Annotated in this window: 20 protein-coding genes; 13 read left to right on the top strand and 7 right to left on the bottom strand. The window is 62.6% G+C overall.

The annotated features are described in order from the left end of the window. Window positions 1-4: 4 nt before the first annotated feature. Window positions 5-1,720, top strand: coding sequence for a glycerol-3-phosphate dehydrogenase/oxidase (locus tag ACYP01_RS01875; protein ID WP_047270936.1), 1,716 nt, complete (start codon window positions 5-7; stop codon window positions 1,718-1,720). Window positions 1,721-1,784: 64 nt separating this feature from the next. Here ACYP01_RS01875 and ACYP01_RS01870 read toward each other — a convergent pair whose 3' ends face one another. The 4 genes from ACYP01_RS01870 to ACYP01_RS01855 are packed head-to-tail and all read right to left on the bottom strand — an operon-like array spanning window position 1,785 to window position 4,961. Next, window positions 1,785-3,062, bottom strand: coding sequence for a sensor histidine kinase (locus ACYP01_RS01870; RefSeq protein ID WP_459678401.1), 1,278 nt, complete (start codon window positions 3,060-3,062; stop codon window positions 1,785-1,787). Continuing rightward, complete coding sequence (locus tag ACYP01_RS01865; protein ID WP_003939990.1) at window positions 3,059-3,736, bottom strand: response regulator transcription factor; 678 nt, start codon at window positions 3,734-3,736, stop codon at window positions 3,059-3,061. The genes ACYP01_RS01870 and ACYP01_RS01865 overlap by 4 nt, the downstream gene beginning before the upstream one ends. A 12-nt stretch (window positions 3,737-3,748) precedes the next feature. Next, entirely contained in the window at window positions 3,749-4,312 is a 564-nt protein-coding gene (locus ACYP01_RS01860; protein ID WP_007733471.1) for a hypothetical protein, read from the bottom strand. Next, entirely contained in the window at window positions 4,305-4,961 is a 657-nt protein-coding gene (locus ACYP01_RS01855; protein ID WP_459678398.1) for a hypothetical protein, read from the bottom strand. The genes ACYP01_RS01860 and ACYP01_RS01855 overlap by 8 nt, the downstream gene beginning before the upstream one ends. Window positions 4,962-5,214: 253 nt before the next feature. Between ACYP01_RS01855 and ACYP01_RS01850 the strand changes: the two genes are divergently transcribed. The 7 genes from ACYP01_RS01850 (at window position 5,215) to ACYP01_RS01820 (ending at window position 12,795) form a co-directional block, all read left to right on the top strand. Beyond that, window positions 5,215-5,781 carry a hypothetical protein gene (locus tag ACYP01_RS01850; RefSeq protein ID WP_459678396.1) on the top strand — a complete coding sequence of 189 codons (567 nt, stop codon included), beginning with the start codon at window positions 5,215-5,217 and terminating at the stop codon, window positions 5,779-5,781. Between the two features lie 63 nt (window positions 5,782-5,844). Further along, a complete protein-coding gene (locus ACYP01_RS01845; RefSeq protein ID WP_007733468.1) occupies window positions 5,845-6,306 on the top strand; it encodes an RNA polymerase sigma factor SigD in 462 nt (153 codons plus the stop codon). 236 nt (window positions 6,307-6,542) lie between these two features. Then, the gene (locus ACYP01_RS01840; RefSeq protein ID WP_042451488.1) at window positions 6,543-7,466 is read left to right on the top strand and encodes a thiamine pyrophosphate-dependent dehydrogenase E1 component subunit alpha; all 924 of its coding nucleotides are present in this window, start codon (window positions 6,543-6,545) and stop codon (window positions 7,464-7,466) included. A gap of 10 nt (window positions 7,467-7,476) precedes the next feature. Next, window positions 7,477-8,526 carry an alpha-ketoacid dehydrogenase subunit beta gene (locus ACYP01_RS01835; protein ID WP_070385568.1) on the top strand — a complete coding sequence of 350 codons (1,050 nt, stop codon included), beginning with the start codon at window positions 7,477-7,479 and terminating at the stop codon, window positions 8,524-8,526. A 2-nt stretch (window positions 8,527-8,528) separates the two neighbouring features. Further along, entirely contained in the window at window positions 8,529-10,046 is a 1,518-nt protein-coding gene (locus ACYP01_RS01830; RefSeq protein ID WP_277377492.1) for a 2-oxo acid dehydrogenase subunit E2, read from the top strand. Between the two features lie 6 nt (window positions 10,047-10,052). Further along, entirely contained in the window at window positions 10,053-11,450 is a 1,398-nt protein-coding gene (gene lpdA, locus ACYP01_RS01825) for a dihydrolipoyl dehydrogenase (protein WP_007733464.1), read from the top strand. 106 nt (window positions 11,451-11,556) lie between these two features. Further along, the gene (locus tag ACYP01_RS01820) at window positions 11,557-12,795 is read left to right on the top strand and encodes a helix-turn-helix domain-containing protein (protein WP_459678392.1); all 1,239 of its coding nucleotides are present in this window, start codon (window positions 11,557-11,559) and stop codon (window positions 12,793-12,795) included. A gap of 10 nt (window positions 12,796-12,805) precedes the next feature. Here the strand turns inward: ACYP01_RS01820 and ACYP01_RS01815 are convergent, their stop codons facing one another. Further along, the gene (locus ACYP01_RS01815; RefSeq protein ID WP_030535378.1) at window positions 12,806-14,017 is read right to left on the bottom strand and encodes a low temperature requirement protein A; all 1,212 of its coding nucleotides are present in this window, start codon (window positions 14,015-14,017) and stop codon (window positions 12,806-12,808) included. Window positions 14,018-14,102: 85 nt separating this feature from the next. On the opposite strand from ACYP01_RS01815, the gene ACYP01_RS01810 reads away from it, so the two are divergent. From ACYP01_RS01810 to ACYP01_RS01795, 4 genes are all read left to right on the top strand, one after another. Beyond that, complete coding sequence (locus ACYP01_RS01810) at window positions 14,103-14,912, top strand: helix-turn-helix transcriptional regulator (RefSeq protein WP_459678389.1); 810 nt, start codon at window positions 14,103-14,105, stop codon at window positions 14,910-14,912. A gap of 94 nt (window positions 14,913-15,006) precedes the next feature. Beyond that, the gene (locus ACYP01_RS01805) at window positions 15,007-16,173 is read left to right on the top strand and encodes an LLM class flavin-dependent oxidoreductase (protein WP_459678386.1); all 1,167 of its coding nucleotides are present in this window, start codon (window positions 15,007-15,009) and stop codon (window positions 16,171-16,173) included. A gap of 88 nt (window positions 16,174-16,261) precedes the next feature. Continuing rightward, complete coding sequence (locus ACYP01_RS01800; protein WP_459678384.1) at window positions 16,262-16,672, top strand: flavin reductase family protein; 411 nt, start codon at window positions 16,262-16,264, stop codon at window positions 16,670-16,672. Between the two features lie 11 nt (window positions 16,673-16,683). After that, window positions 16,684-16,974, top strand: a complete 291-nt coding sequence (locus tag ACYP01_RS01795; RefSeq protein WP_373937908.1) for a hypothetical protein — start codon at window positions 16,684-16,686, stop codon at window positions 16,972-16,974. A 9-nt stretch (window positions 16,975-16,983) separates the two neighbouring features. Here ACYP01_RS01795 and ACYP01_RS01790 read toward each other — a convergent pair whose 3' ends face one another. Continuing rightward, window positions 16,984-19,401: a lysylphosphatidylglycerol synthase transmembrane domain-containing protein gene (locus tag ACYP01_RS01790; protein WP_007733454.1), complete on the bottom strand. Its 2,418-nt coding sequence runs from the start codon at window positions 19,399-19,401 to the stop codon at window positions 16,984-16,986. 210 nt (window positions 19,402-19,611) lie between these two features. On the opposite strand from ACYP01_RS01790, the gene ppk2 reads away from it, so the two are divergent. Then, entirely contained in the window at window positions 19,612-20,577 is a 966-nt protein-coding gene (gene ppk2 / locus ACYP01_RS01785; protein WP_003940295.1) for a polyphosphate kinase 2, read from the top strand. A 13-nt stretch (window positions 20,578-20,590) separates the two neighbouring features. On the opposite strand, the gene mgrA is transcribed toward ppk2, so the two are convergent. Next, on the bottom strand, window positions 20,591-21,622 hold the full coding sequence (mgrA, locus tag ACYP01_RS01780) for an L-glyceraldehyde 3-phosphate reductase (RefSeq protein WP_007733451.1): 1,032 nt from the start codon (window positions 21,620-21,622) through the stop codon (window positions 20,591-20,593). Window positions 21,623-21,642: the final 20 nt, after the last annotated feature.

Genomic DNA, 21,642 nt, shown 5'->3' with positions numbered 1-21,642 from the left:
TTTCATGAGCACAGCACAAGCATTGAGTCCATCCTCGCGGGCGGAGTCGCTGAAGAAGTTGGAAGAAACCGAACTCGACGTCCTCGTTATCGGCGGTGGCGTGGTCGGAGCGGGTAGCGCGCTCGACGCCGCAACTCGCGGTCTGAAGGTCGGCTTGGTGGAGGCTCGTGACTTCGCGTCCGGAACCTCGAGCAGGTCGAGTAAGCTGTTCCACGGCGGACTGCGTTACCTCGAGCAGTTCAATTTTGCGCTCGTGTTCGAGGCACTGCGTGAGCGGTCGCTGGTTCTGAATTCGCTGTGCCCGCATCTCGCGAAGCCGGTGCCGTTCATCTACCCACTCGAGAAGTTGATCGACCGGCCGTACGTCGGTCTGGGCATCGGCGTCTACGACGTGATGGGCGCAGGCCGCGGGGTTCCCTCACACCACAAGCATGTGGGCAAGAAGAAGACTCTCGAATCGTTCCCTTCCGGAAAGCGCTCTGCTATCCGGGGTTCGGTCAAGTTCTACGAGGGTCAGGTAGATGACGCCCGCCACACGATGATGCTGGCGCGCACAGCAGCCGAATACGGCGCACTGTGCGTGAACAGCACCCGCGTAATCGGCTTTCTCCGTGAGGAGGACCGCGTAGTCGGGGTGAAGGCCGTGGATCTGGAAACGGGTCGCGCGTTCGAGATCCGTGCTCGTCAGGTCATCAACGCCGCCGGGGTCTGGACCGACGAGATCCAGGAAATGGTCGGTGGGCGAGGGCAATTCCAGGTTCGCGCTTCGAAAGGTGTGCACCTGGTCGTCCCGCGAAACCGCATCAACTCCTCTACCGGAATCATCACGCGGACCGAGAAGAGTCTGCTGTTCGTGATCCCGTGGGGAAGCCACTGGATCATCGGTACGACGGACACCGACTGGAACCTCGACCTCGCCCATCCGGCAGCGAGCCGAAGCGATATCGACTACATCCTCGGACATGTCAACAAGCTCCTTCAGGACGAGTTGACGCACGAGGACGTCGTCGGTGTGTACGCGGGGTTGCGTCCGTTGCTGTTCGGCGAATCGGATTCGACCAGCACTCTCTCGCGTGAGCATGCGGTGTCGAGTCCGGTCCGAGGTTTGACGGTGGTCGCCGGTGGCAAGTACACCACTTACCGCGTGATGGCCAAGGACGCTGTCGATTCCGCGGTGCACGGATTGGAACAGAAGGTGCCGAAGTCCTGCACCGAGCGTATCCAACTTGTGGGTGCCGACGGCTACTTTGCCGCGCACAACAATCGGCATCTCACCGCTGAGCGCACGGGACTGCACGTTTCGACCATCGAGCACCTACTGGGTCGGTACGGCACTCTGGCTGACGAGTTGTTCGAACTCGTCGAGGCGAGGCCGGAACTGGGGCAGCCGTTGGACTCCGCCCCCGAGTACCTCAAGGCGGAGATCCACTACGCTGCGAGCCATGAGGGTGCGCAGCATCTCGACGACATCCTCACCCGTCGTACCCGCATCTCCATCGAGGTTACCGATCGCGGCGATGCGGCAGCTGCCGAAGTGGCGGAACTGGTTGCGCCGGTGCTGGGTTGGACTCCCGAGCACATTGCCGAGGAGATCGAACACTACCGGTTGCGTGTTGCAGCCGAGCGGGAATCTCAGGAGCAGCCCGATGACCTGACCGCTGATGCGGCGCGCCTCGGTGCACCGGACGTTCGAACCGGAGTCACTGTCGGACAGGTTTGAGTCCGGGACACCAATGATCGGCCGGGACGCTGTGTCCCGGCCGATCGACCGAACTGCCTCGGTGTCAATCGAACTCGTCTGCCGAACATTCGGGGAGGTCGATCGTCACCACCGCGCCCCCGTTCGGATGGTTCGCGAAGTCGATACGAGCGCCGATGACCGCCGCTTGTCCCACTACGATCGTCAAGCCGAGACCCAGGCCTGAGTTCGGGCCGCGTTCGACGGAGTTGGTCTGAAATCTCCTCGGCCCCTGGCGAAGCCACTCTTCAGTGAACCCGATGCCCCGATCCCGCACCGTGACGCGGGAGTGGTCGACGTCGACATTGATCGGCGGCTTTCCGTGATTTCGAGCATTCAAGATCAGGTTGGCGATGATCCGCTCGAGCCGACGTGCGTCGGTGTGCGACACAGGGGTCCCGTGAACTCTCACTTCGCACTCCACCCCGGTGGTGGAAATCGCGTGACGCACCACCGGTGCCAGTTCCACCGATTGGATGTCAGCCTGCTCGGACGTGGTGTCGAGGCGGGCCACTTCGATGACGTCCTCGGCGAGCCTCCTGAGTTTATGGACGCCGTCGCGCACCAATTCGGTTGGCCTACCGGGTGGCAGGAGCTCTGCGGCGCCGACCAGTCCGGAGATGGGTGTTCTGAGATCATGCGCGATGTTGGCTGTCACGCGCTTCTCGGCGTCCAATTGTCCCCGTAGAGCATCGGACATCGCGTCGACCGCATCCGCCAGCTCGGTGATCTCGTCGTCGAAAAGCGACCAGGTGACCGAGCGGACGCGGATGTCCGCTCCGGTAGACACTTTGCGAGCCGCACGGGCGGCCGAGCGCAATCGATACGACATCGCGAGTCCAAGCAGCACACCCAGGACGGCACCCGCTGCGATCACTGCGATGGTGGCGTTGCGAAGTGTCCGATCGACGCTGGCGATCGATTCCCGCTGCGCGGTGTACGGGACGCGAATCGCCACCACCTGAGTGTTGACGTCGGCAGCAGCCCAGACAAATGGCTGGTCCCCGCTGTCGACAAGGTAGGTGGCACGTTTGCCGCCCACCACGGCCTGACGCAACTCTTCCGGAACGTCGAGACCATCTGTGGTGGCGCGGAACAGCGCACGCATGCTGCCCGTTTCGTCCTGCAGCACCAGTTGGAGATTGCGATCAGCTGCCGCCCGCGCTGCATCCTCTTGGTTGTGTGAAAAGGTTTGATGCATCACGGTACTGAGCGTGATCGAGGCGACGGCGATCACGAACGTGATGGCCGCCGCGATCTTCCACTGAAACGACAACCGCCTCCCGGTGGACGGGAGCTTGGCGGCGAGATCCCGCGATCTCACCGATGGTTGTCCATCGTGTAGCCGAACCCCCGGACGGTCCGGATCTGTTCGGAGCCGATCTTCGTGCGCAATCGCTGAACGTGAACGTCGACGATGCGCGTATCGCCGCCCCAGTCGTAATCCCAGACGTCCGAGAGCAGTTCGGAGCGAGACCAGACTTTGCGCGGCACACTCACCATGACCAGGAGCAGCTTCATTTCGGTGGGCGTGAGAGCCACTTCGGCGCCCGAACGCGTGACGGTCACCAACTCGCGATCGATCTCCAGATCGCCGAGAGTCACGATGTCTTTCTCCGTACCGGAATGGGATTCGACCCGCCGGAGCACACTTCGGATACGGGCCACCAGGACACCGCTGTCGAAGGGCTTGGTGACGTAGTCGTCGGCACCGGCTTCCAATCCGAGAACGATGTCGACCGGGTCGTCGCGCGCGGACAGCATGATGACCGGCACCGACAGTTCCTCACGAATGCGCCGACACAGGCTGATTCCGTTCAGGTCGGGAAGCATCACGTCGAGGACGGCGATATCCGGCTTGGCGTCGACCGCCATATCCATTCCGGTCAACCCACCCGATGCGGTGATCACCCGAAACCCGTTGCGTTCGAGATTCAATTGCGTTGCTTCGCGGATGACAGCGTCGTCTTCGACCAGCAAAATCAACGGATCGGTCATCGGCCTTCGCTTTCATGGGAACGGAACACTCTCAAACCCTTCACCGGTCCACTTGTATGCAGTCGACGATTGACAGAACTCCGGAATGCCGGGGTCTTTGCACAGGTCGACCATGACCGACAATCCTCCGGTCGAGCCGACGACGTAGCGTCCTGGGTCTTGCACTCCGAAGACTTTGTGAGCGCCCGATTCGTCGATCTGGTAGACGAATCCGGCGACCATGAAGCTGACCGGTGGGGCCGGTCGTCCCCAGATGCCGACAGACTCGCAGGTGAAGACATTGACGACGGCATCTTGCCAAACGGCGCCTGTCACGGGGGAGTACCGGATTTCGAAGGGGAAGTTCGCATCACCGCACAGTCGGAGACTGTCCTTGACCGCATCGGACACTTCCGGGTCTGCTCTGAGGAGGGCAACAGGATCGATGCTCAAGCCCTGTGAGAGATCCGAGGGGTCGAGTGATGCTGCGATATTCGGAGTAGGTTCTGATTCAGGCTCGGTGGAACAGGAGGCGAGAGCAAACGCGACCGGCAGGCAAACACCGGCGAGCATCGCGCGCCGACGGCGATCAATCACGGATGAACTCCATTCCATCCCAGTAGAACTCGGTCCGCAGCGGTGGACGGGGGCAACATTCGAACTCCGGTGGCCGCGGATCCGTTTCCAGGACAGACAAACTCGCGGCGCGTTGACCGCTGACGATGAACTTTCCGCGCTCTTCGACGGAGAACAGGCGCTCACCTAGTTCGGGATCGCCTTCACTCGAACCGGCCTTGCCGCTGCGGTAGACGTAGCCGGCAAGGTTGACCGAAATCGACACTCCGGTCCCGGGTTGGTGGGCCGGTTGGCACGGATACACATTCATGACGACGAGTTCGGTCTCCGGCACGATACGCGGTGCGCCTGGATCGAGAAGGATGGACCCGACCGAGATCGGATACCAGTCAGGGCACGACCGAAGTTCTGTCTTCACTCCCTCGGACACCCCAGGATCGTCGAGGAGCGCCCGGCCCAACCTCGAGTTTTCGGCAACCCGTCTGGCCAGGTCTGCAGGTTGTGTGACGGGCAACCCGGTGGAAGCGACATCGCCTTCGATCACAACGCCCTGGGTGGACGCGCAGCCGGTGATCACGGACGCTCCGAGGGTTGCTGCCGCGAGCACTGTACCGAACAGGCTGCGAGTACGGTCTGATCGACCGCCGCAGATGTCACTCCGATACAACACTTTCCCCTCCCCGGCCGCTGCGAACCCTCTCATCGGCATGTGCGTTTTCATACGATCACAGGTGATCTCGATATCGGAGTTTTGCCACCCACCGTTACGTAATCGTATGAATGTCAGGACCGTCGAGAGTTGGTACGCGACCGACGGAATTCCGTTACGAAACCGATGGAATCAGGCTCCTAGAGTGAGTCACGTCGGTGTTCACCGCTTGGGTGAAACGAGCTGATCCGCGTATCGAGGAGTGTGAGAGCAAATGCCTGAACTATTGCTGACCAACAAGACTCGGCGTCCGCGAGTGCTGCTCGCCGTACTGACGATCGGGGTGGTGTGCGCGATGACAGGGTGTTCGAGTGATGACAACAGCGCTCCAGGAGACGAACCGACGACTACATCGGTGGTTGCGGCGTCTACGACCCCACCGCCGCTGACCGCAGCGACCACTACGGAGACAGTCGAAGGCTCGAACTCGGTGGGCGGCGGTACGGACGCATCCACCCCCGGAGTCCCGGCGGGCGGAGCAGCGCCGGCCTGGACCCCGGTCTCGACCAGCGCGGTTGCCCCTGCGGCCCCTGGTCCGGCAACCGAGTCGACCAAGTGCACCGATCAGATCAACTATGTGGGTGACCCTCGTTCGAATGCGGAGATCAACAGCATCGGAGAGCGGATGGGTTCGTGCCCGGCGCCGCTCCCGCCCGATGCCGTCGAGCCCTCCGAGAAGTGCACCGACCAGATCAACTACGGCGCTGACCCTCGTTCCAACGCCGAGATCAACATCATCGGGGAACAAACCGGGATCTGCCCCGAGCCGATACGCCCCTAGCGACTTCAAAACCTGAGCATTAGTCGGGAATTCGACCAAGAGCCGAACCAGGGGGAGATCGGAATGACAAGCAGGGCAGGTGGACGTTCGATCGACAGTGTTGCCGACGATGCGTCCCGAGGGGATCGGGACGCGATTGCAGAACTCCTTCAACGCATCGTGCCTCTGGTGACGCGGCGCTGCCGTGCCGAACTGCGACCGCTCGACGCTGATCGTATTGCCGTCGGTATCTGCCGATCCGTCCTGTCCGACATTCGGCGACGTAGACGTGCCGGAGAAGCGTTCCTCGCGCATCTGTACGACGCGATCAGTCGCGAAATCGATTCGCTACCTGCCTCCAGTCGACTCACTCTGCCCTTCGGTGATCTGTCGGCCGCAGAACGCAACGTCTTGGTAGCTCGCATCGTTGTCGGCTTCGACGTGCGCGAGACGGCGCTGTCACTGAGAACGACAACGAGCGCCGTCGAACTCGCCCAACACCGCGCGCTGGCCAAGATCAGACGCGACAGCCTGAGCGGCGCCTGAATCAACGCTCGAAAGTCAACAGCTGCAACCCTTCGCAACTCCCGGCAACCTCACGCAACTCTTTCCCTTCGCCCGTGACCTACACGACACTGCATGGCGACGAGTGATCGAGAACGAGGAGTGTGACTGTGGTTCAACGGACGGCGCAGAAGCCGACAACCCCAGGATCGAAAAGGACCGGCGCCAAGCCTCATTCAGGGCTGGACCGGGATGCATTGCTGAAGGCGTACGAGAAGATGTCGCGCATCCGTGCGTTCGAGGATCGACTGCACGAAGAGAATGCAACCGGTGACATCCCCGGCTTCATTCACCTCTACTCGGGCCAGGAAGCCATCGCGGTGGGAGTGTGCGAGAACCTGAGCGACGCCGATTACATCGGATCCACTCACCGCGGTCACGGGCACTGCATCGCCAAGGGCTGTGATCTGAACGGCATGATGGCCGAGATCTTCGGCAAGGACGACGGCCTGTGTCGCGGTAAGGGCGGCTCGATGCACATCGCCGACCTGTCCGTGGGAATGCTCGGCGCCAACGCGATTGTCGGCGGAGCCCCGTCGTTGGCGATCGGCGCTGCACTGAGTGGTAAGACGCTTCGAAACGGTGTCATCGCAGCGTCGTTCACGGGTGACGGTGGATCCAACCAGGGAACCGTCTTCGAGGCGATGAACATGGCTGTGGTGCTGGACCTTCCGATCGTCTTCGTGATCGAGAACAACGGATTCGGTGAGGCCACCGGAACCGACTACGCAGTTGGTGCACCCGACATCGCCGCGCGCGCCGCATCCTTCGGCATGCCTGCCGTCAAGGTGGACGGCACCGACTTCTTCGCGGTCTACGACGCAATGGCGGAAGCATCCGAGCGCGCCAGGATCGGCGGCGGCCCCACCACGATCGAGGCGGCGGCATTCCGTTGGCACGGTCACTTCGAGGGTGACGCGCAGCTGTACCGCACGGCGGAACAGGTTGCGCAACTACGGGAAACCAAGGATCCGCTCAAGAATTTCCGTAGCAGCGTGGATGTGAAGAAGGTCAGCACCGCTGATCTGGACGCGGTGGACGAGCAGTCGCGAGTGCTGGTGGACGAGGCGGTAGCGAAGGCGCGTGCCGCGGCGTATCCACCCGTCGAGAATCTGCTGACCGATGTCTACGTGTCGTACTGAGGAGCCCGAGATGACAAGCGTGGAAGCCGAGAACGTGTCGAAGAAGACCTACCGCGAGGCCGTCAAAGAGGCCATCGCCCAAGAAATGCAACGCGACCCGAGCGTCGTTCTCATCGGTGAGGACGTACGGGGTGGGCATGCCGGTACCAATCCCGATCTGGAGACGAAGAAGATCGAGGCATTTGGCGGTGTCCTGGGTGTCACCAAGGGATTGTGGACGGAGTTCGGATCGGAGCGTGTAATCGATACCCCGATCACCGAATCCGCGATCATCGGAATGGCTGCCGGAGCCGCACTGACCGGACTGAGGCCGGTCGCCGAGCTGATGTTCATGGACTTCTTCGGAGTCTCCTACGACGCGCTCTACAACCAGGCTGCCAAGTTCCGCTACATGTTCGGTGGCAAGGCCAGAACCCCACTGGTGGTGCGAGGCATGATCGGCGCAGGCTTCTCCGCCGCTGCGCAGCACTCTCAGTCTCCGTACAACGTATTTGCCGCGGTGCCTGGCCTGAAAGTGGTCGCGCCGTCCAACGCCTACGACGCCAAAGGCCTACTCATCCAGGCCATCCGGGACGACGATCCCGTTGTGTTCTGCGAGCACAAGGTGCTCTACGACCTCAAGGGCGAGGTGCCGGACGAGCCGTACGCGATTCCGTTCGGCGTCGCCAACTACACCAGGCAGGGCGACGACGTCACGATCATCGCGTTGTCCGCAATGGTGAACCGCGCCAACGACGTAGCAGACAAGCTGGCCGCCGAGGGTATTTCGGTCGAGGTTGTCGATCCTCGTACCGTCTCACCATTGGACGAGGACGGCATCCTCGAATCCGTCGCATCGACCGGACGCGTCGTGATCGTCGACGAATCCGCCGCCCGCTGCGGTTTCGGGCACGACGTGGCCGCGCTGATCGCCACCAAGGGATTCAACTACCTGAAAGCGCCGATCGAACTGATCACGCCGCCGCACACGCCGGTTCCGTTCTCACCGACCCTCGAAACTGCCTGGCTGCCTGACGCGGCGCGCATCGAAGAGTCGGTTCGCAAGCTGGTGAGAGCCTGATCATGGCTGACATCAAAGCTATCGACATCCCCAAATGGGGGCTCTCCATGGAGGAGGGGTTGGTCAACGCGTGGCTCATCGAGGAAGGTGACTCGTTCACCAAGGGCCAGTTGATCTGTGAGATCGAGACCAGCAAGATCACCAACGAGCTGGAGGCGCCGTTCGACGGTGTTCTCCGCAAGATCGTCGGCACACCGGGGCAGACTCTGCCCGTCGGCGCCGTGATCGGTGTGTCCGCCGATGCGTCCGCGACGGATGCGGAGATCGAGCAGTTCCTCGCCGCCCGCGGCGCAACCGCGCCGGCGGAAGAGCCGGCACCGTCCCCAGCTGCTGCGCCGGCGGCTCCCGTGACACCTGCGGCTTCACCGGCTGCGAAGGTGGTTGTTGCACCGAAACCTGTACCAACCGGTTCCACCGTCGTACCGAGCGTTCTGCAAGGCACGACGCAGGACGATGTGTTTGCGAGTCCTCGCGCACTCCGACGTGCGGAATCGCTCGGAATCGATCTCGCCGCCGTAGTGGGTACCGGTCCCCTCGGGCGGATCAGTGTCCGCGACATCGACGACGCGATTCGTGACGCCGGTGGCACTGTTGCGCCGGTAGTGCCGGCCGCGAGATCCGGCCTCCCGCTGCGATCGACCGCCGACGACAGTGCCGTGCCTGCCACCCCGGTCGCACGCAGAACTGCCCGATCACTGGGCGTCAACCTGCATGACTGTCGTCCGACGGGTTCGCGGGGGCGCGTCTGTGTCGCCGACGTGCACGACGCCGCTCGTTCCGCGCAGCTCCTGCCCGAGGCGGCGGCTGAGACCGAATCTGTTGCGGCCGAACCCGAGTACGACACAATTCCTTTCACCCCCATGCGATCGGCAATCGCCGGTAGGTTGCAGGCGTCCAAGCAGCAGGCACCCCATTTCCGGCTCACCGCAGACCTCGAGCTCGATGCGCTTCTCGCTCTGCGCAAGGAGATCAATTCGACCGTCCCGGCGGTCAAGCTGTCGGTCAACGACTTCATCGTGAAGGCTTGCGCCGCTGCACTGATGAAGGTGCCGGACGTGAACGTCCAGTTCGATGCCGCGAACGAATCGGTTCTTCGATTCGCGTCGGCGGATGTCTCGGTGGCAGTTGCACTTCCGACCGGGCTGATCACGCCCATCGTGCGTAGCGCGAATACCAAGTCGTTGGCGGACATCTCGGGTGAGGTGCTCTCGTTGGCCACCAAGGCGAAGACCGGCAAACTTCGTCCCGAAGAATTCCAGGGCGGAACCTTCACGGTGTCCAACCTCGGCATGTTCGGGATCAAGGCATTCGACGCGATCATCAATCCGCCCCAGGGAGCGATCCTTGCCGTAGGTGCGGGGGAGAAGCGCGCGGTGGTGGTCGGTGACAGTGTTTCTGCCCGGACCGTGATGACCGTGACCCTCTCGTGCGATCACCGGGTTATCGACGGAGCCCTGGGTGCGACCTTCCTTCGGGAGCTCCAGCGCTTTGTCGCTTCTCCCGCGCTGATGTTGGTGTAAGGGGCTGTGGTGGAAAACAATACGTCGCATAAGTACGACGTTCTTGTCATCGGTGGCGGCCCCGGTGGTTACGTGGCGGCGATCCGGGCTGCCCAGTTGGGGTTGAGCGTCGCGCTGGTAGAACGTGATCGCCTCGGAGGTATCTGCCTCAACTGGGGTTGTATCCCCACCAAGGCGATGCTGCACGGCGCGGACGTCGCGCATACCTTGAGTGAACTCGACACATACGGATTCAGTTCGGCGTCTGTCCAGTTCGACATCTCGAAGTTGGTGTCGTTCAGCCGAGGGGTTTCGGAGAGGTTGTCCGGCGGTGTTGCCTATCTGATGAAGAAGAACGGCGTCGACGTCATCTCAGGCGCCGCGAAGTTGGTGGACAAAGGCGTCGTATCCGTGGGAGGACAGACGTATCGAGCCGACCACGTGGTCATTGCAACCGGTGCCCGGCCGCGTTCGATTCCCGGCGTTGCCCCCGACGGTGATCGGGTGTGGACCTACTTCGACGCGCTCGTCCCGAAGGAACTGCCGAAGTCGCTGCTCGTGATCGGGTCCGGCGCGATCGGAGTCGAATTCGCCAGCCTGTACCGCGATCTCGGAACCGAGGTGACCATCGTCGAGATGGCACCACACATCATGCCGGTCGAGGACGAAGAGATCTCGGCCTTCGTTCGCAAGCAGTTCGAGAAGCGTGGCATCACGATTCACACCGGAGCCTCGGTGTCGGCGGTGACCGTCGGCGACGACGCCGTCCAGGTGAATGTGCAGACGAGCGACGGTGTCGAGTCGTTGACCGTGGACCGGGTGTTGGTGGCGGCCGGAATCACCGGCAACGTCGAGGATCTGGGGTTGGAGGCTCTGGGCGTCGAGATCGAGCGCGGTGCGATCGTCACCGACCAGTGGTGCCGTACCAGCGCTTTCGGGATCTATGCGATCGGTGACGTCGCGGGCGCTCCATGTCTGGCGCACAAGGCAAGTCACGAAGCTGTCCTGTGCGTCGAAAAGTTGGCAGGCGTGCCCGACGTTCATCCGCTCGATCGCGCCTACGTTCCGGGATGCACGTATGCCCGCCCCCAGGTGGCGAGCCTGGGTCTGACGGAGAAGCAGTGCGCCGGTACTGGTCGCGCGCTGCGGGTCGGACACTTCGACCTGCAGGCGAACGGCAAGGCACTGGCGATCGGCGAGGCCGAAGGCTTCGTCAAGACGATCTTCGACGCCGATACCGGGGAACTTCTCGGCGCGCACATGGTCGGTCCGGATGTGACCGAGCAGATTCAGGGTTTCGGGATCGCTCGATCCCTCGAAGCCACCGGCGAGGATCTCGCCGAGGTCGTGTTTGCTCATCCGACGCTCTCGGAGGCAATGCACGAGTCTGTGCTCTCGGCGCTGGGGAGACCCCTCAACGCGTGAGTACCGTTCGCGTGCGTGAACGCCGTCCTTTCGTTCACGCACGCGAACAACTCTGCAACCGGGTGCAACGCTCGCTTTCGAAGACCCCGTCACATAGGACTGGAGTGTGATCGGCGAAACGAATCGACTCGAACCGGCCCTGGCCAGTGGTGAAGACCCGGCGCAGTACGCACGTGTTCTCGAATCCGTGTACGAAGCAACGATGTCGGGACGCAAGCCGCCTGCGCGTCCGCGCTCCGTCATCGCGAATTCGTGGTCGCGTTTGCGTGCGCTCGGACTCGATCCGGACCGGTGCTCGATCACCGAGACGGGCCGCGAATCCGAGATCGAAGAAGGCAGACGCGCAGCCGGCATGGCGGAGATCTTCGGCGAGGCGGTGCACGGTCTGGCACCACTCGTCGGCCCGGACGACGCGAATCTGATCGTGGTGGCGGACCGCTACGGACGTATCCTCTGGCGACACGGGTCCAGTCGAATGCTGGATCGGGCCGAACGGCTCGGGATGATCGAGGGTGCGTCGTGGACCGAGGAAGCTGTTGGTACCAACGGGATCGGCACTTCCTTGGCATCAGGTTCGGCAGTGCAGGTGTTCTCGGCCGAGCACTACTCGCGCTCGCAGCATCCGTGGACCTGCTCCGGGGCGACGGTTCGAGATCCGCGTAGTCGCCGGGCCATCGCCGTCGTGAACGTCGCCGGCGCAGCAGACACGGTCCACCCGTCGACTCTCGCTCTGGTGGACAGTGTGGCCAGGCTGGCGGAATCCGCACTGCGGGAGAAGCATCGAATCGGATTGGATCAGCTCCGGATGATCTCGGCATCGACGCTGGCTCGTGCGAGTCAGCCGACAGTGGTCGTGGACCGTAGTGGCTGGGTCGCGGCGGTGGACTCGATGGCGCCGATCTACAGAATCGCACTGCCGAAAGTGATGAGCAGCGGCGAGCATTGGCTCCCGTCGCTCGGACTATGTATGTGCGAGCCGCTTCCGGGTGGTTGGCTCATCCGCCCTCAGATGGATCCGGCGTCCGGAACGGTTTGTGCCGAAGTCGAATTGGATGTGCAAGATCCGAATGCGATGGAATTGCGGTACTCCTCGGCAATGGGGAGCTGGAGCATCGACCTCAGCCCGCGCCATTCGCAGATCCTCGTGGCTCTGACACAGGCGCCCGAGGGCCTCACGGCCTCGCAGCTCGCCTCACAGTTGTTCGGCGATCCGCGCAAGACGGTGACCGTCCGGGCCGAGATGTCGAGGTTGCGTAAGCGATTGGCCGGAATCCTGTTGGCTCAGCCCTATCGCTTCGACCCGGCGGTGAGGGTAAAAACCGCCCCTGCTGTGCGCCTTTATTAACCGCGGGGGGTTAATAAAGGCGCACAGCAGAGCGGCGCGAACGCCGCACCTGCGCGTACTCGTAGCCGTTCTGCCAGGTCACGGTGGCCACCAGAACCCAGATGATCCACGTGGCGCTCATGTGCGTGCCGACGATGCCCATGACGATGGGGACGGCGGTGCACGGGAGCGCCCAGCCGAGCAGCCACCGTCGGTCCGATCGCGCGAACAGCCCTGCCACCAGGCTGATTCCGAAATAGACTGCGATGCTTCCGCACAACAACCACCGCAGGTTCGCGGGCGTGTGCTCCGCACCGTGTTCGGTTGCCGCTCCGAGCCCCGCGACCAGAACCGCGATAGCGCCGGTGGTGAAACAGTGCAGCGCCATGTCGATGCGAGCGGGAAACTTCTCGGGCTGCAGGTGCGGAACACCGGCGTGGCCGTAGAGAAGCGAGAGTGCCCACATGCCCGAGAGCAGGACAAACGATCCGACTGCGAGGCTGACCACCGTCGAGTCCCAGGTGAGCTTCGAGGCCGCAGAAATCACGAGGATCACACCCTCGCCCAGCACGATGATGACGTACAGGCCCAAGCGCTCGGCAAGGTGAGCCCGATCGGAGTGCAGGGCTTCGAGTTCGGGCATCCGGTCGTCCTTGAACCCCCGAACCTTGATGATGCGGTCGAGCTTTTCCTGCGCGTCTTCCATGATCGCGCTGCCGGAGACGACGAACATGATCAGCAGGTCGATGGTCACACCGGCGGTCCAGAGCCAGAACCGAGTTTCGCCCTCGAACCAGAACGAGACGATCCACGGGATCACACCGAGAGACATCTGGGCGATCGGCCAGTCCACGACTATCTGGCCGTTGTGCCACACCCGACTCGCCAGCAGACGTACGGCCACGTAGGCGACAGCGAAGGCCAGCGCATGGTTGTCGTGGATGCCGGCCACGGCCGCCATCATGACGGCCAGTCCGAACATGGCGATCAGCATGCTCGGGATCCGGACACGGTCACCGGCAACGTTGCCGTACATCGTGAACGTCGCCCACGCGGTCCAGAACGCGAGATAGAGCAACGCGTAGAGCGCGACATCCGACCACGACGGCGAACCGTGGAGCAGGTGAGCCAGCTGACCGATACCGGCAACCACGACGAGGTCGAAGAACAATTCGATCCATGACGCGTGTCGCTCGAGCACCGCCTTCTGCTTCGAGTCTGGTTCATTTCCGAGTTCCGACATACAGCTCAGTATCGGCTATCGGCATCAACAGTGCTGGTAGGCGGCGAAGTTGTCCGTTTTCTCGAAGTAATGCATATGCTGTCCGATGAGTGATCTGGATCATAGTTCGGGTGAGGTGGTCGACGTGCACGGTAGCGGTGACGTCGCTCTGTCCGCTGCGGACTACGACCGTGTCTTCGCTGTCTTCGACTACTGCTCGGCCGCGAGAACGCTCGATCAGCTCAAGGATCTCCTCCTGGTCGCGCTCCATGATCACTACCGCTGTCCCAACACCACCTTCCTTGCCGGCCCGACCTTCACGACGGCGTTCGCCGATCCGGATCCGGTGACGACCGGGCGGATCACGCCGATCCTCGACGAGTACCAAGCGCACTGGTACCTCGACGACGTTTTTGCGACGGCGCAATCGCGGGCAACGCTGTTGGCATCTCCCGCCATCACGCACACTCAGTTGGCCGACGTCCCTTCACAGTCGGCGACGTACCTGCGAGATTTCCTCTATCGCAAACGCCTTCACAGCGCGTCGGTGATGCATCTCCAGTTGGCCCACGGCGGTCACGGTCTGGTGGGGATTTTCGATTCAGAAGGCAAGGATCTGTCGGGGCGCGACATCGTGGGCTTGGGCATTCTGGGCAAGCAATTGTCGCTGTTGTGTCAGACGCTGCCCGGGCAACGCGAGCCGGGATGGCGAGAGAAGCTGACGCCCCGGCAGATCGATCTCGCGGAGTTGTTGGCGGACGGCCATACCAACGACGAGATCGCGGTGATCCTGTCGCTGAGTCCGGACACGGTGAAGAAGTATGTAAGCCGCATCCTTGCTCTTCTGCGCGTTCGCAACCGTGCCGAGTTCGTGAAGTTGGTCTACGCGCAGAAACTTGCCGATCAACGCGCTTGAGATTGTCCACTTTCGTGCACTGTGACCGCGGTCACGGCACGGATAGCGTTTTCGGTGCACGGCCAGGAGTTGGCCCACAGCACTAGGAGAACTCATGAGTAGGCTTCGTTTCGGGTATTTCATGGCACCGTTCCACGTCCCCGGACGCAATCCCACCGCCGCACTGCAGCGTGATCTCGAACTGGTCGAGTACCTCGACCGGTTGGGCTACGACGAGGCGTGGTTCGGTGAGCATCACTCTGCCGGAAGCGAGATCATCGCGTCGCCGGAAATCATGATCGCTGCAGCCTCGCAGCGCGCACCTCGGATTCGTTTCGGCACGGGTGTCACGTCGTTGTCGTATCACAACCCGCTGTGGGCAGCGGATCGAATCATGCAGTTGGATCACCTGACTCAGGGGCGCACCATCTTCGGAGTCGGGCCCGGTTCGTTGCCCACCGACTCGGCGATGATCGGTCTGAACCCGACGGATACCCGAGAGTTGTTGCAGGAGAACCTCGACATCGTCGTGCGCCTTCTTCGTGGCGAGACGGTTTCCGCGAAGACACGAACCCACGAGCTGTACGACGCCAAGCTGCAGCTCGCTCCATACTCGGAGAACGGCATCGAAATCACCGTGGCCGCAGTGGCCTCCCCGACAGGACCTCGCCTGGCCGGTACGCACGGTCTCGGTCTGCTCTCCATCGGAGCAACCTTGTCCGCCGACGGTTTCGACGCCTTGGCGCACCACTGGAATGTGATGGAGGAACGCGCTGAGGTCAACGGGACGACGGTGGATCGTCGGCACTGGTCTCTTGCCGGACCTTTCCACATCGCCGAAACCGAGGCGGAAGCACGCAAGCAGGTCGAGTACGGCATCGAGGAGTGGTTCGACTATTTCCAGCACGTCGCGGCCTTCCCTCAGATGGCGGTCTCCGGTGCGCGTCTGAGCGAGATGATCGACTTCATCAACGAGGCCGGGATCGGTGTCATCGGCACACCGGAGCAGGCCAGACGTCAGGTACAACGGCTGTGGGACCAGTCCGGTGGTTTCGGCTGCATGCTGCAGATGGGTCACGATTGGGCGAACCCGCAGGACACCCGACGTTCGGCAGAGTTGTTCGCGCAGGAGGTCTTTCCGCACTTCCAAGGGCAGGCGCAGGCGACGCTCGACGCGGCAGCTCACGCGCGCGCTGTCAGGGAGGGGCATGCAAAGGCGCAACTCGACGCCGTCGACCACATGACGAAGAAGTACGCACAAGAGTTGGCAGACAAGGCCTGACATCGTGAATGTCCCACAGGGCAACCGGGCGTTGCGTTTTCGAGAAGCCATGGCGCACGTGTGCTAACCGGTCGCCGTCGTCACGGCAATGGACGGCGACCGGCCGCATGGCACGACGGTCAGTGCATTCATGTCGTTGTCGATGGACCCGCCGATGACCGCGGTGGCTCTGGATCGACAGTCGGAAGTTCTCGGCCTCATCGAAGGAACGCGGAGGTTCGCGATCAATGTCCTCGGGACCGCGCAAAGCTCACTGGCGGTTGCCTTTGCGAGGAAGGGCCGTGCGAAGTTCGACGGTGTCGAGTGGGCGGAGCATCTCGGTGTTCCGAGACTGCCGGACGTATCCATCTGGATCGCGTGCACCGTTGATGCCGTCGTGGACGGTGGTGATCACAAGATCGTGACAGGATCGGTGGACGAGGTCGAGCACCGCGAGTCGAATCCACTGACCTACCACCGGCGTGTATTCGGTACGCACGCACCGACGTCAGTGCTCTAGGAAGGAGAGCCATGTATGTACTGGTGGACGACGGCCGCGTCAGCATCCACGATGTGGACAACCTGAAGGCCTTTCACGTCGAGGTGAGTGCCGACATCTCCGAAGCCGAACTGGACGAACTCTTGCGCCTTCAGGATTACGGATACGTCAGCGGTGGTAGTGCATTCGTCTCGGTAGCCCGCGTTCGCGAGAGCACCACGGACGTCGAAGGTGTTGCCGCGATGGTCGACTACGCCCAGAGCAAAGGCTGGGTGGACGAGGACGGCGAAGCACTGCAGGCTCACGTCGTTCGCCAGAAGTAGCGGAACGGCTCAGACCATGTCGTTCTTCTGCAGCCATCGCAGCGTCGGCCAACCGCAGAACACCGGGAGCCAGCAGGTCAGCACTCGGTAGAGCAGGACCGACGGGACCGCGATGCTTGCCGGCAGTCCGAATGCGGACAGACCACCGATGAGGGCGGCCTCGACGGCTCCGACGCCACCCGGTGTCGGAGCCGCCGAGGCGAGCGTCCCACCGATCATCGTCACGATGGTGACGGTGATGAACGTCGTTCCGCCGCCGAATGCTTCGACGCTCGCCCACAGAGCCAGGGCGGCACCCAGAGTTGTTGCGGCGCTGCCGCCCACGATGATGAGGAAGCGGGTCGGGTTTCGCGCGAGTTGGCTCAGTTCACCCAACACCTCGGTGATCTGAGGACGCAGATCGTCGCGCAGCCACCCACGGAGTTTCGGAATGAACATGAATGCACCGAGAACTCCGAGCGCTACGCCGCCCGCCAGGTACAGAACAGTGGATCCCGGGATGAAGTGCGAGAGGTTCGTATCACGTCCGGCGACGATCGAGAAGAAGATCAGCAAGCCGACGTGGGTGACCACCTGAACCGTCTGTTGCAGCGCGACTGCGGCCGTTGCGCGGACGGTACCGAGCCCGCCCTTCTGCAGGAACCGCACGCTCAGCGCGAGCCCGCCGACTCCGGCCGGAGTTGTCGTCGCCGCAAAGGTGTTGGCCACCTGCATGATCAAGAGGTTGCGGTAACTGACCATCGACGACGCACAGGCCCACAGGGCCGCTGCCGCGCCGACGTACGTCAGTGCGGAGACGCCGAGGCCGAGCAGTGCCCACCACCAGTTGGCCGTCTTCAGTTCGGTGATGAACGCGGGGACCTGGCTGATGAAGGGGTAGGCGACGTAGACCAGACCGATGAGCAGAACGAGCTGGATCAGCTGGTTGCGACTGAATCGGGTGACCTGTGCGGGAGCGACCTTTTCGATCCCGTTCTTGGCACCGACCTCGTCTCGGATCTCGGTCATCAGTTTCGCGGAATCCGTGACCGTCCGCCGAATTCGGTTGGGCAATGCAGCGGTGGTCAATCGGCCGGAGGCGGCGAGAATCGTGTCTGCGCCTTGCGCTCGAATCGCGGCGTCCACCGCTGCATCGACCCCGAACAATGATGCGGTGGCGAAGAGAAGTTGTGCGTTGTCGGACTGCATCTGAACTTCGGTGGCGCCGAATTCGGAGTACGCGTACCCGCCGAAGAGGATGGTTCCGCCTTCGACACGAATTTCGGAAGCGCGCAGGTCGCCGTGCGCCATCTGGTGCACGTGAGCGGTATGCAGTGTTTGCCACAGCGCGTCGATCAGTTTGGTGGATTCTTCCTCGCCCGCCTGGTTCTCGACGGCGACGGCAAGGGGGATGCCACGAGGACTCGGGCGCGCGTACATCTCCCACCCGCGATCGAGTACCGAGATTGCGACGGCCTTGGAACTGGCCAGACCGATGTCGGCGAACGCGATACCCATGAGCGCTCGGTGTTCGACGGCGCGACGAAGTGATCCGTAGGGCGGCGGAGTTTCACGGTTCCGGAACGAGATCCAACGGAACGTCTGTCGAATTGCTCCGCTGCTTCGCTGGTTCTGTCCGTACAACTCGACGACGAGTTCGTCGAAAGGTTCGTCGTCCGGTGCTTGGTCGATGGCTGCGGACATGACAAGAGGCCCGATTCCCGAGGGACTCACGACGCGGAACGCGGTGACGCGGTAACCGCGCCGCGCGAGTACGCGTACCGCCGAGTCCAACGGCACTTCGAGGGCAGGGGTGCCGACGGCGAGAACGATCACCGCGCCGATCAGGTAACCGACGGCGAGACCCAGCATCGATCGTGCGGGAACGATCGAGCTGACGATCAGATGGATGGGAGCGAAGAGCAGAAGCAGCGTCCACCAGGCTCGTCGCCACTTCTTCGGAAGCCACGGGCCCGAGACGGTGAGCACCGCCGCGAGCATCGCGATCCATCGCGGATCGTCGAGGAATTGAGACAGGAAGGTGGCGTCGAGTCGGTCCGGCACGTCGAGGTGCCATTTCGGTGCCGCCAGGCCAGTTCCGGTGAAGGACAGCGCGACACCGGCGCACAGGCCGGCGGCGGCGTATCCGGCCAGCAACTTCCACCGGCGCCCGACGATCAGGCCGATCAGGATGGCGAACGGTAGCGCCAGAATTGCGATGCCGTAGAGCAGGTACACAGTGTCGGACAGGCTCGGCGAGAGAACACCGACGATGTTGGACACCGACGTTTCGAGGGCGTCCCACTGACTTCGAGTGATCAGAGATCCCGCGATCACGCCGCCGAGCAGCACAGCAGCGATCGCAACCCGCATGATGTCGCTCGTACGGCGGTGCAGTGGTGGCAGGAGGCTTCCCGTTACCGGGATCTCCCGTCCGTCTACTCGCATCTCGCCAGAACTCTCTTCTCTCGGGGTTACCGACCGTCTCAGTTACCTCGATCAAGGTACCGCGTGAGGGTTCGGCGACTGGGAAGCCGGACCTGTCGTTACCTCCTCGATGCCAAGCAACATTCTCTTCGGACCCGCGGGAGCGGGCTTCGGCGCGTAAAATTCACTTTCCGGACGTTCGTTCATTTCGACGACAGGGAGTGCGTATTCATGAGCCCCGACGCCAGCGGTGTGGACGGTCGGGTTCCTGACCTGCCGACCCCGTCGACCAGAATTTCCGTCACCGAGGATTACGCGGCCGAGATCGACGAGCTGTCGAGTCTCAAGCACAAGCTCGGCGTGCTGGAGCCTTCGGAGTTCGCGGATGCCTGGAAGCAGGGTTACCCCTACGAGAAGAAGATGTCGCGCCGCGAGTACGAGCGGAAGAAGCGGCGTCTGCAGATCGAGCTGCTCAAGCTGCAGTTGTGGGTCAAGGAAACCGGTCAGAAGGTGCTCATCATCTTCGAAGGTCGCGATGCTGCCGGTAAGGGCGGGTCGATCAAGAGATTCACCGAGCATCTCAATCCCCGTGGAGCCCGCGTGGTCGCGCTCGAGAAGCCCACCGACATCGAGCGGACGCAGTGGTATTTCCAACGCTATGTCGCACACCTACCCAGCGGCGGCGAGATAGTGATGATGGACCGGTCCTGGTACAACCGCGCCGGCGTCGAACGAGTGATGGGTTACTGCACGCCGACGCAGTATCTCGAGTTCATGAGAGAGACCCCGGACTTCGAGCGGATGCTCGTCAACTCCGGGATTCATCTGCACAAGCTGTGGTTCTCGGTCAGCCGCGAAGAGCAGTTGGCGCGGTTCGCGGCCCGCCGAACGGACCCGGTGCGTCAGTGGAAGCTCTCACCGACCGATCTGGCTTCGCTCGACAAGTGGGACGACTACACCCAGGCCAAGGAAGCCATGTTCTTCTACACCGATACCGGGGATGCGCCCTGGACGGTGATCAAGAGCAACGACAAGAAGCGCGCTCGCCTCGAGGCGATGCGTCACGTGCTCGCCAGCTTCGACTATCCCAACAAGGATCACCGGGCTGTCGGTACTCCGGATCCCTTGATCGTCGGGCCGGCGTCGGCCGTATTCGAAGAGGGCGAGCACGTGAACGTGGAGTTGCCTCAGCTCTAGCGCAGGTGATCGCTCAGATCGAACTGGCCTCTGCCCACAGATTGATGCCGCTGTCCTTGGCGTGCTGATCTATGGAGGCCAGTTCGGCTGCGCTGAATTCGAGATTGTCGAGCGCGCCGACGTTGGCTTCGAGTTGGGCGACACTGGACGCACCGATCAGTACCGAGGTGACCCGCGAATCGCGGAGTGCCCAGCTCAGTGCCAGCTGAGCCAGCGACTGGCCGCGGTCTGCCGCGATGTCGTTGAGCGCGCGGATGTGGGTGAGAGCGTCGTCGGTCAACCACGACGGATCCAGTGACTTACCTTGAGCTGCACGGGAATCCTCGGGGACGCCGTTCAGATAGCGATCGGTGAGCATGCCTTGAGCGAGTGGTGAGAACGCGATGACGCCGACGCCGAGATCGTCGACAGCCGACAGCAGGTCCTGCTCTATCCAGCGGTTCAGCATCGAATAGCTCGGCTGGTGGATCAAGAGCGGAACCCCCGCAGCGGCGAGCAGTGCGGCGATTTCACGGGTGCGCTCCGGCGAGTACGAACTGATACCCGCGTACAGGGCCTTGCCCTGCTGGACAGCGCTGATCAGGGCGCCTGCGGTCTCGTCGATCGGAGTTTCGGCGTCAGGGCGATGGCTGTAGAAGATGTCGACATAGTCGACGCCGAGTCGTCCGAGCGACTGATCGAGGGACGACAGCAAATACTTGCGGGAACCACCGAATCCGTAGGGGCCGGGCCACATGTCCCAGCCGGCTTTGGACGAGATGACCAATTCCTCGCGGTACGAAGAGAAATCCTCACGCAGGATCCTGCCGAAGTTCGTCTCGGCGCTTCCGTACGGGGGACCGTAGTTGTTCGCAAGATCGAAGTGGGTGATTCCGAGATCGAATGCCCGCCGCAGAACTGCGCGCTGGTTCTCGATCGGTACGTCGTCGCCGAAGTTGTGCCAGAGGCCCAGCGAGATGGCCGGGAGTTTGAGACCGCTCCGACCGGTTCGGCGGTACGGCATGGCTTCGTAGCGGTCCTGCGCGGCGACGTACTGATCGGACATGGTGCCTGCCTTCACATCGT

It is taken from the genome of Rhodococcus sp. no. 34 (genome assembly GCF_054589475.1).
Note: the sequence above shows the minus strand (reverse complement) of the source record. Positions and strands in the feature narration are given on the sequence as shown.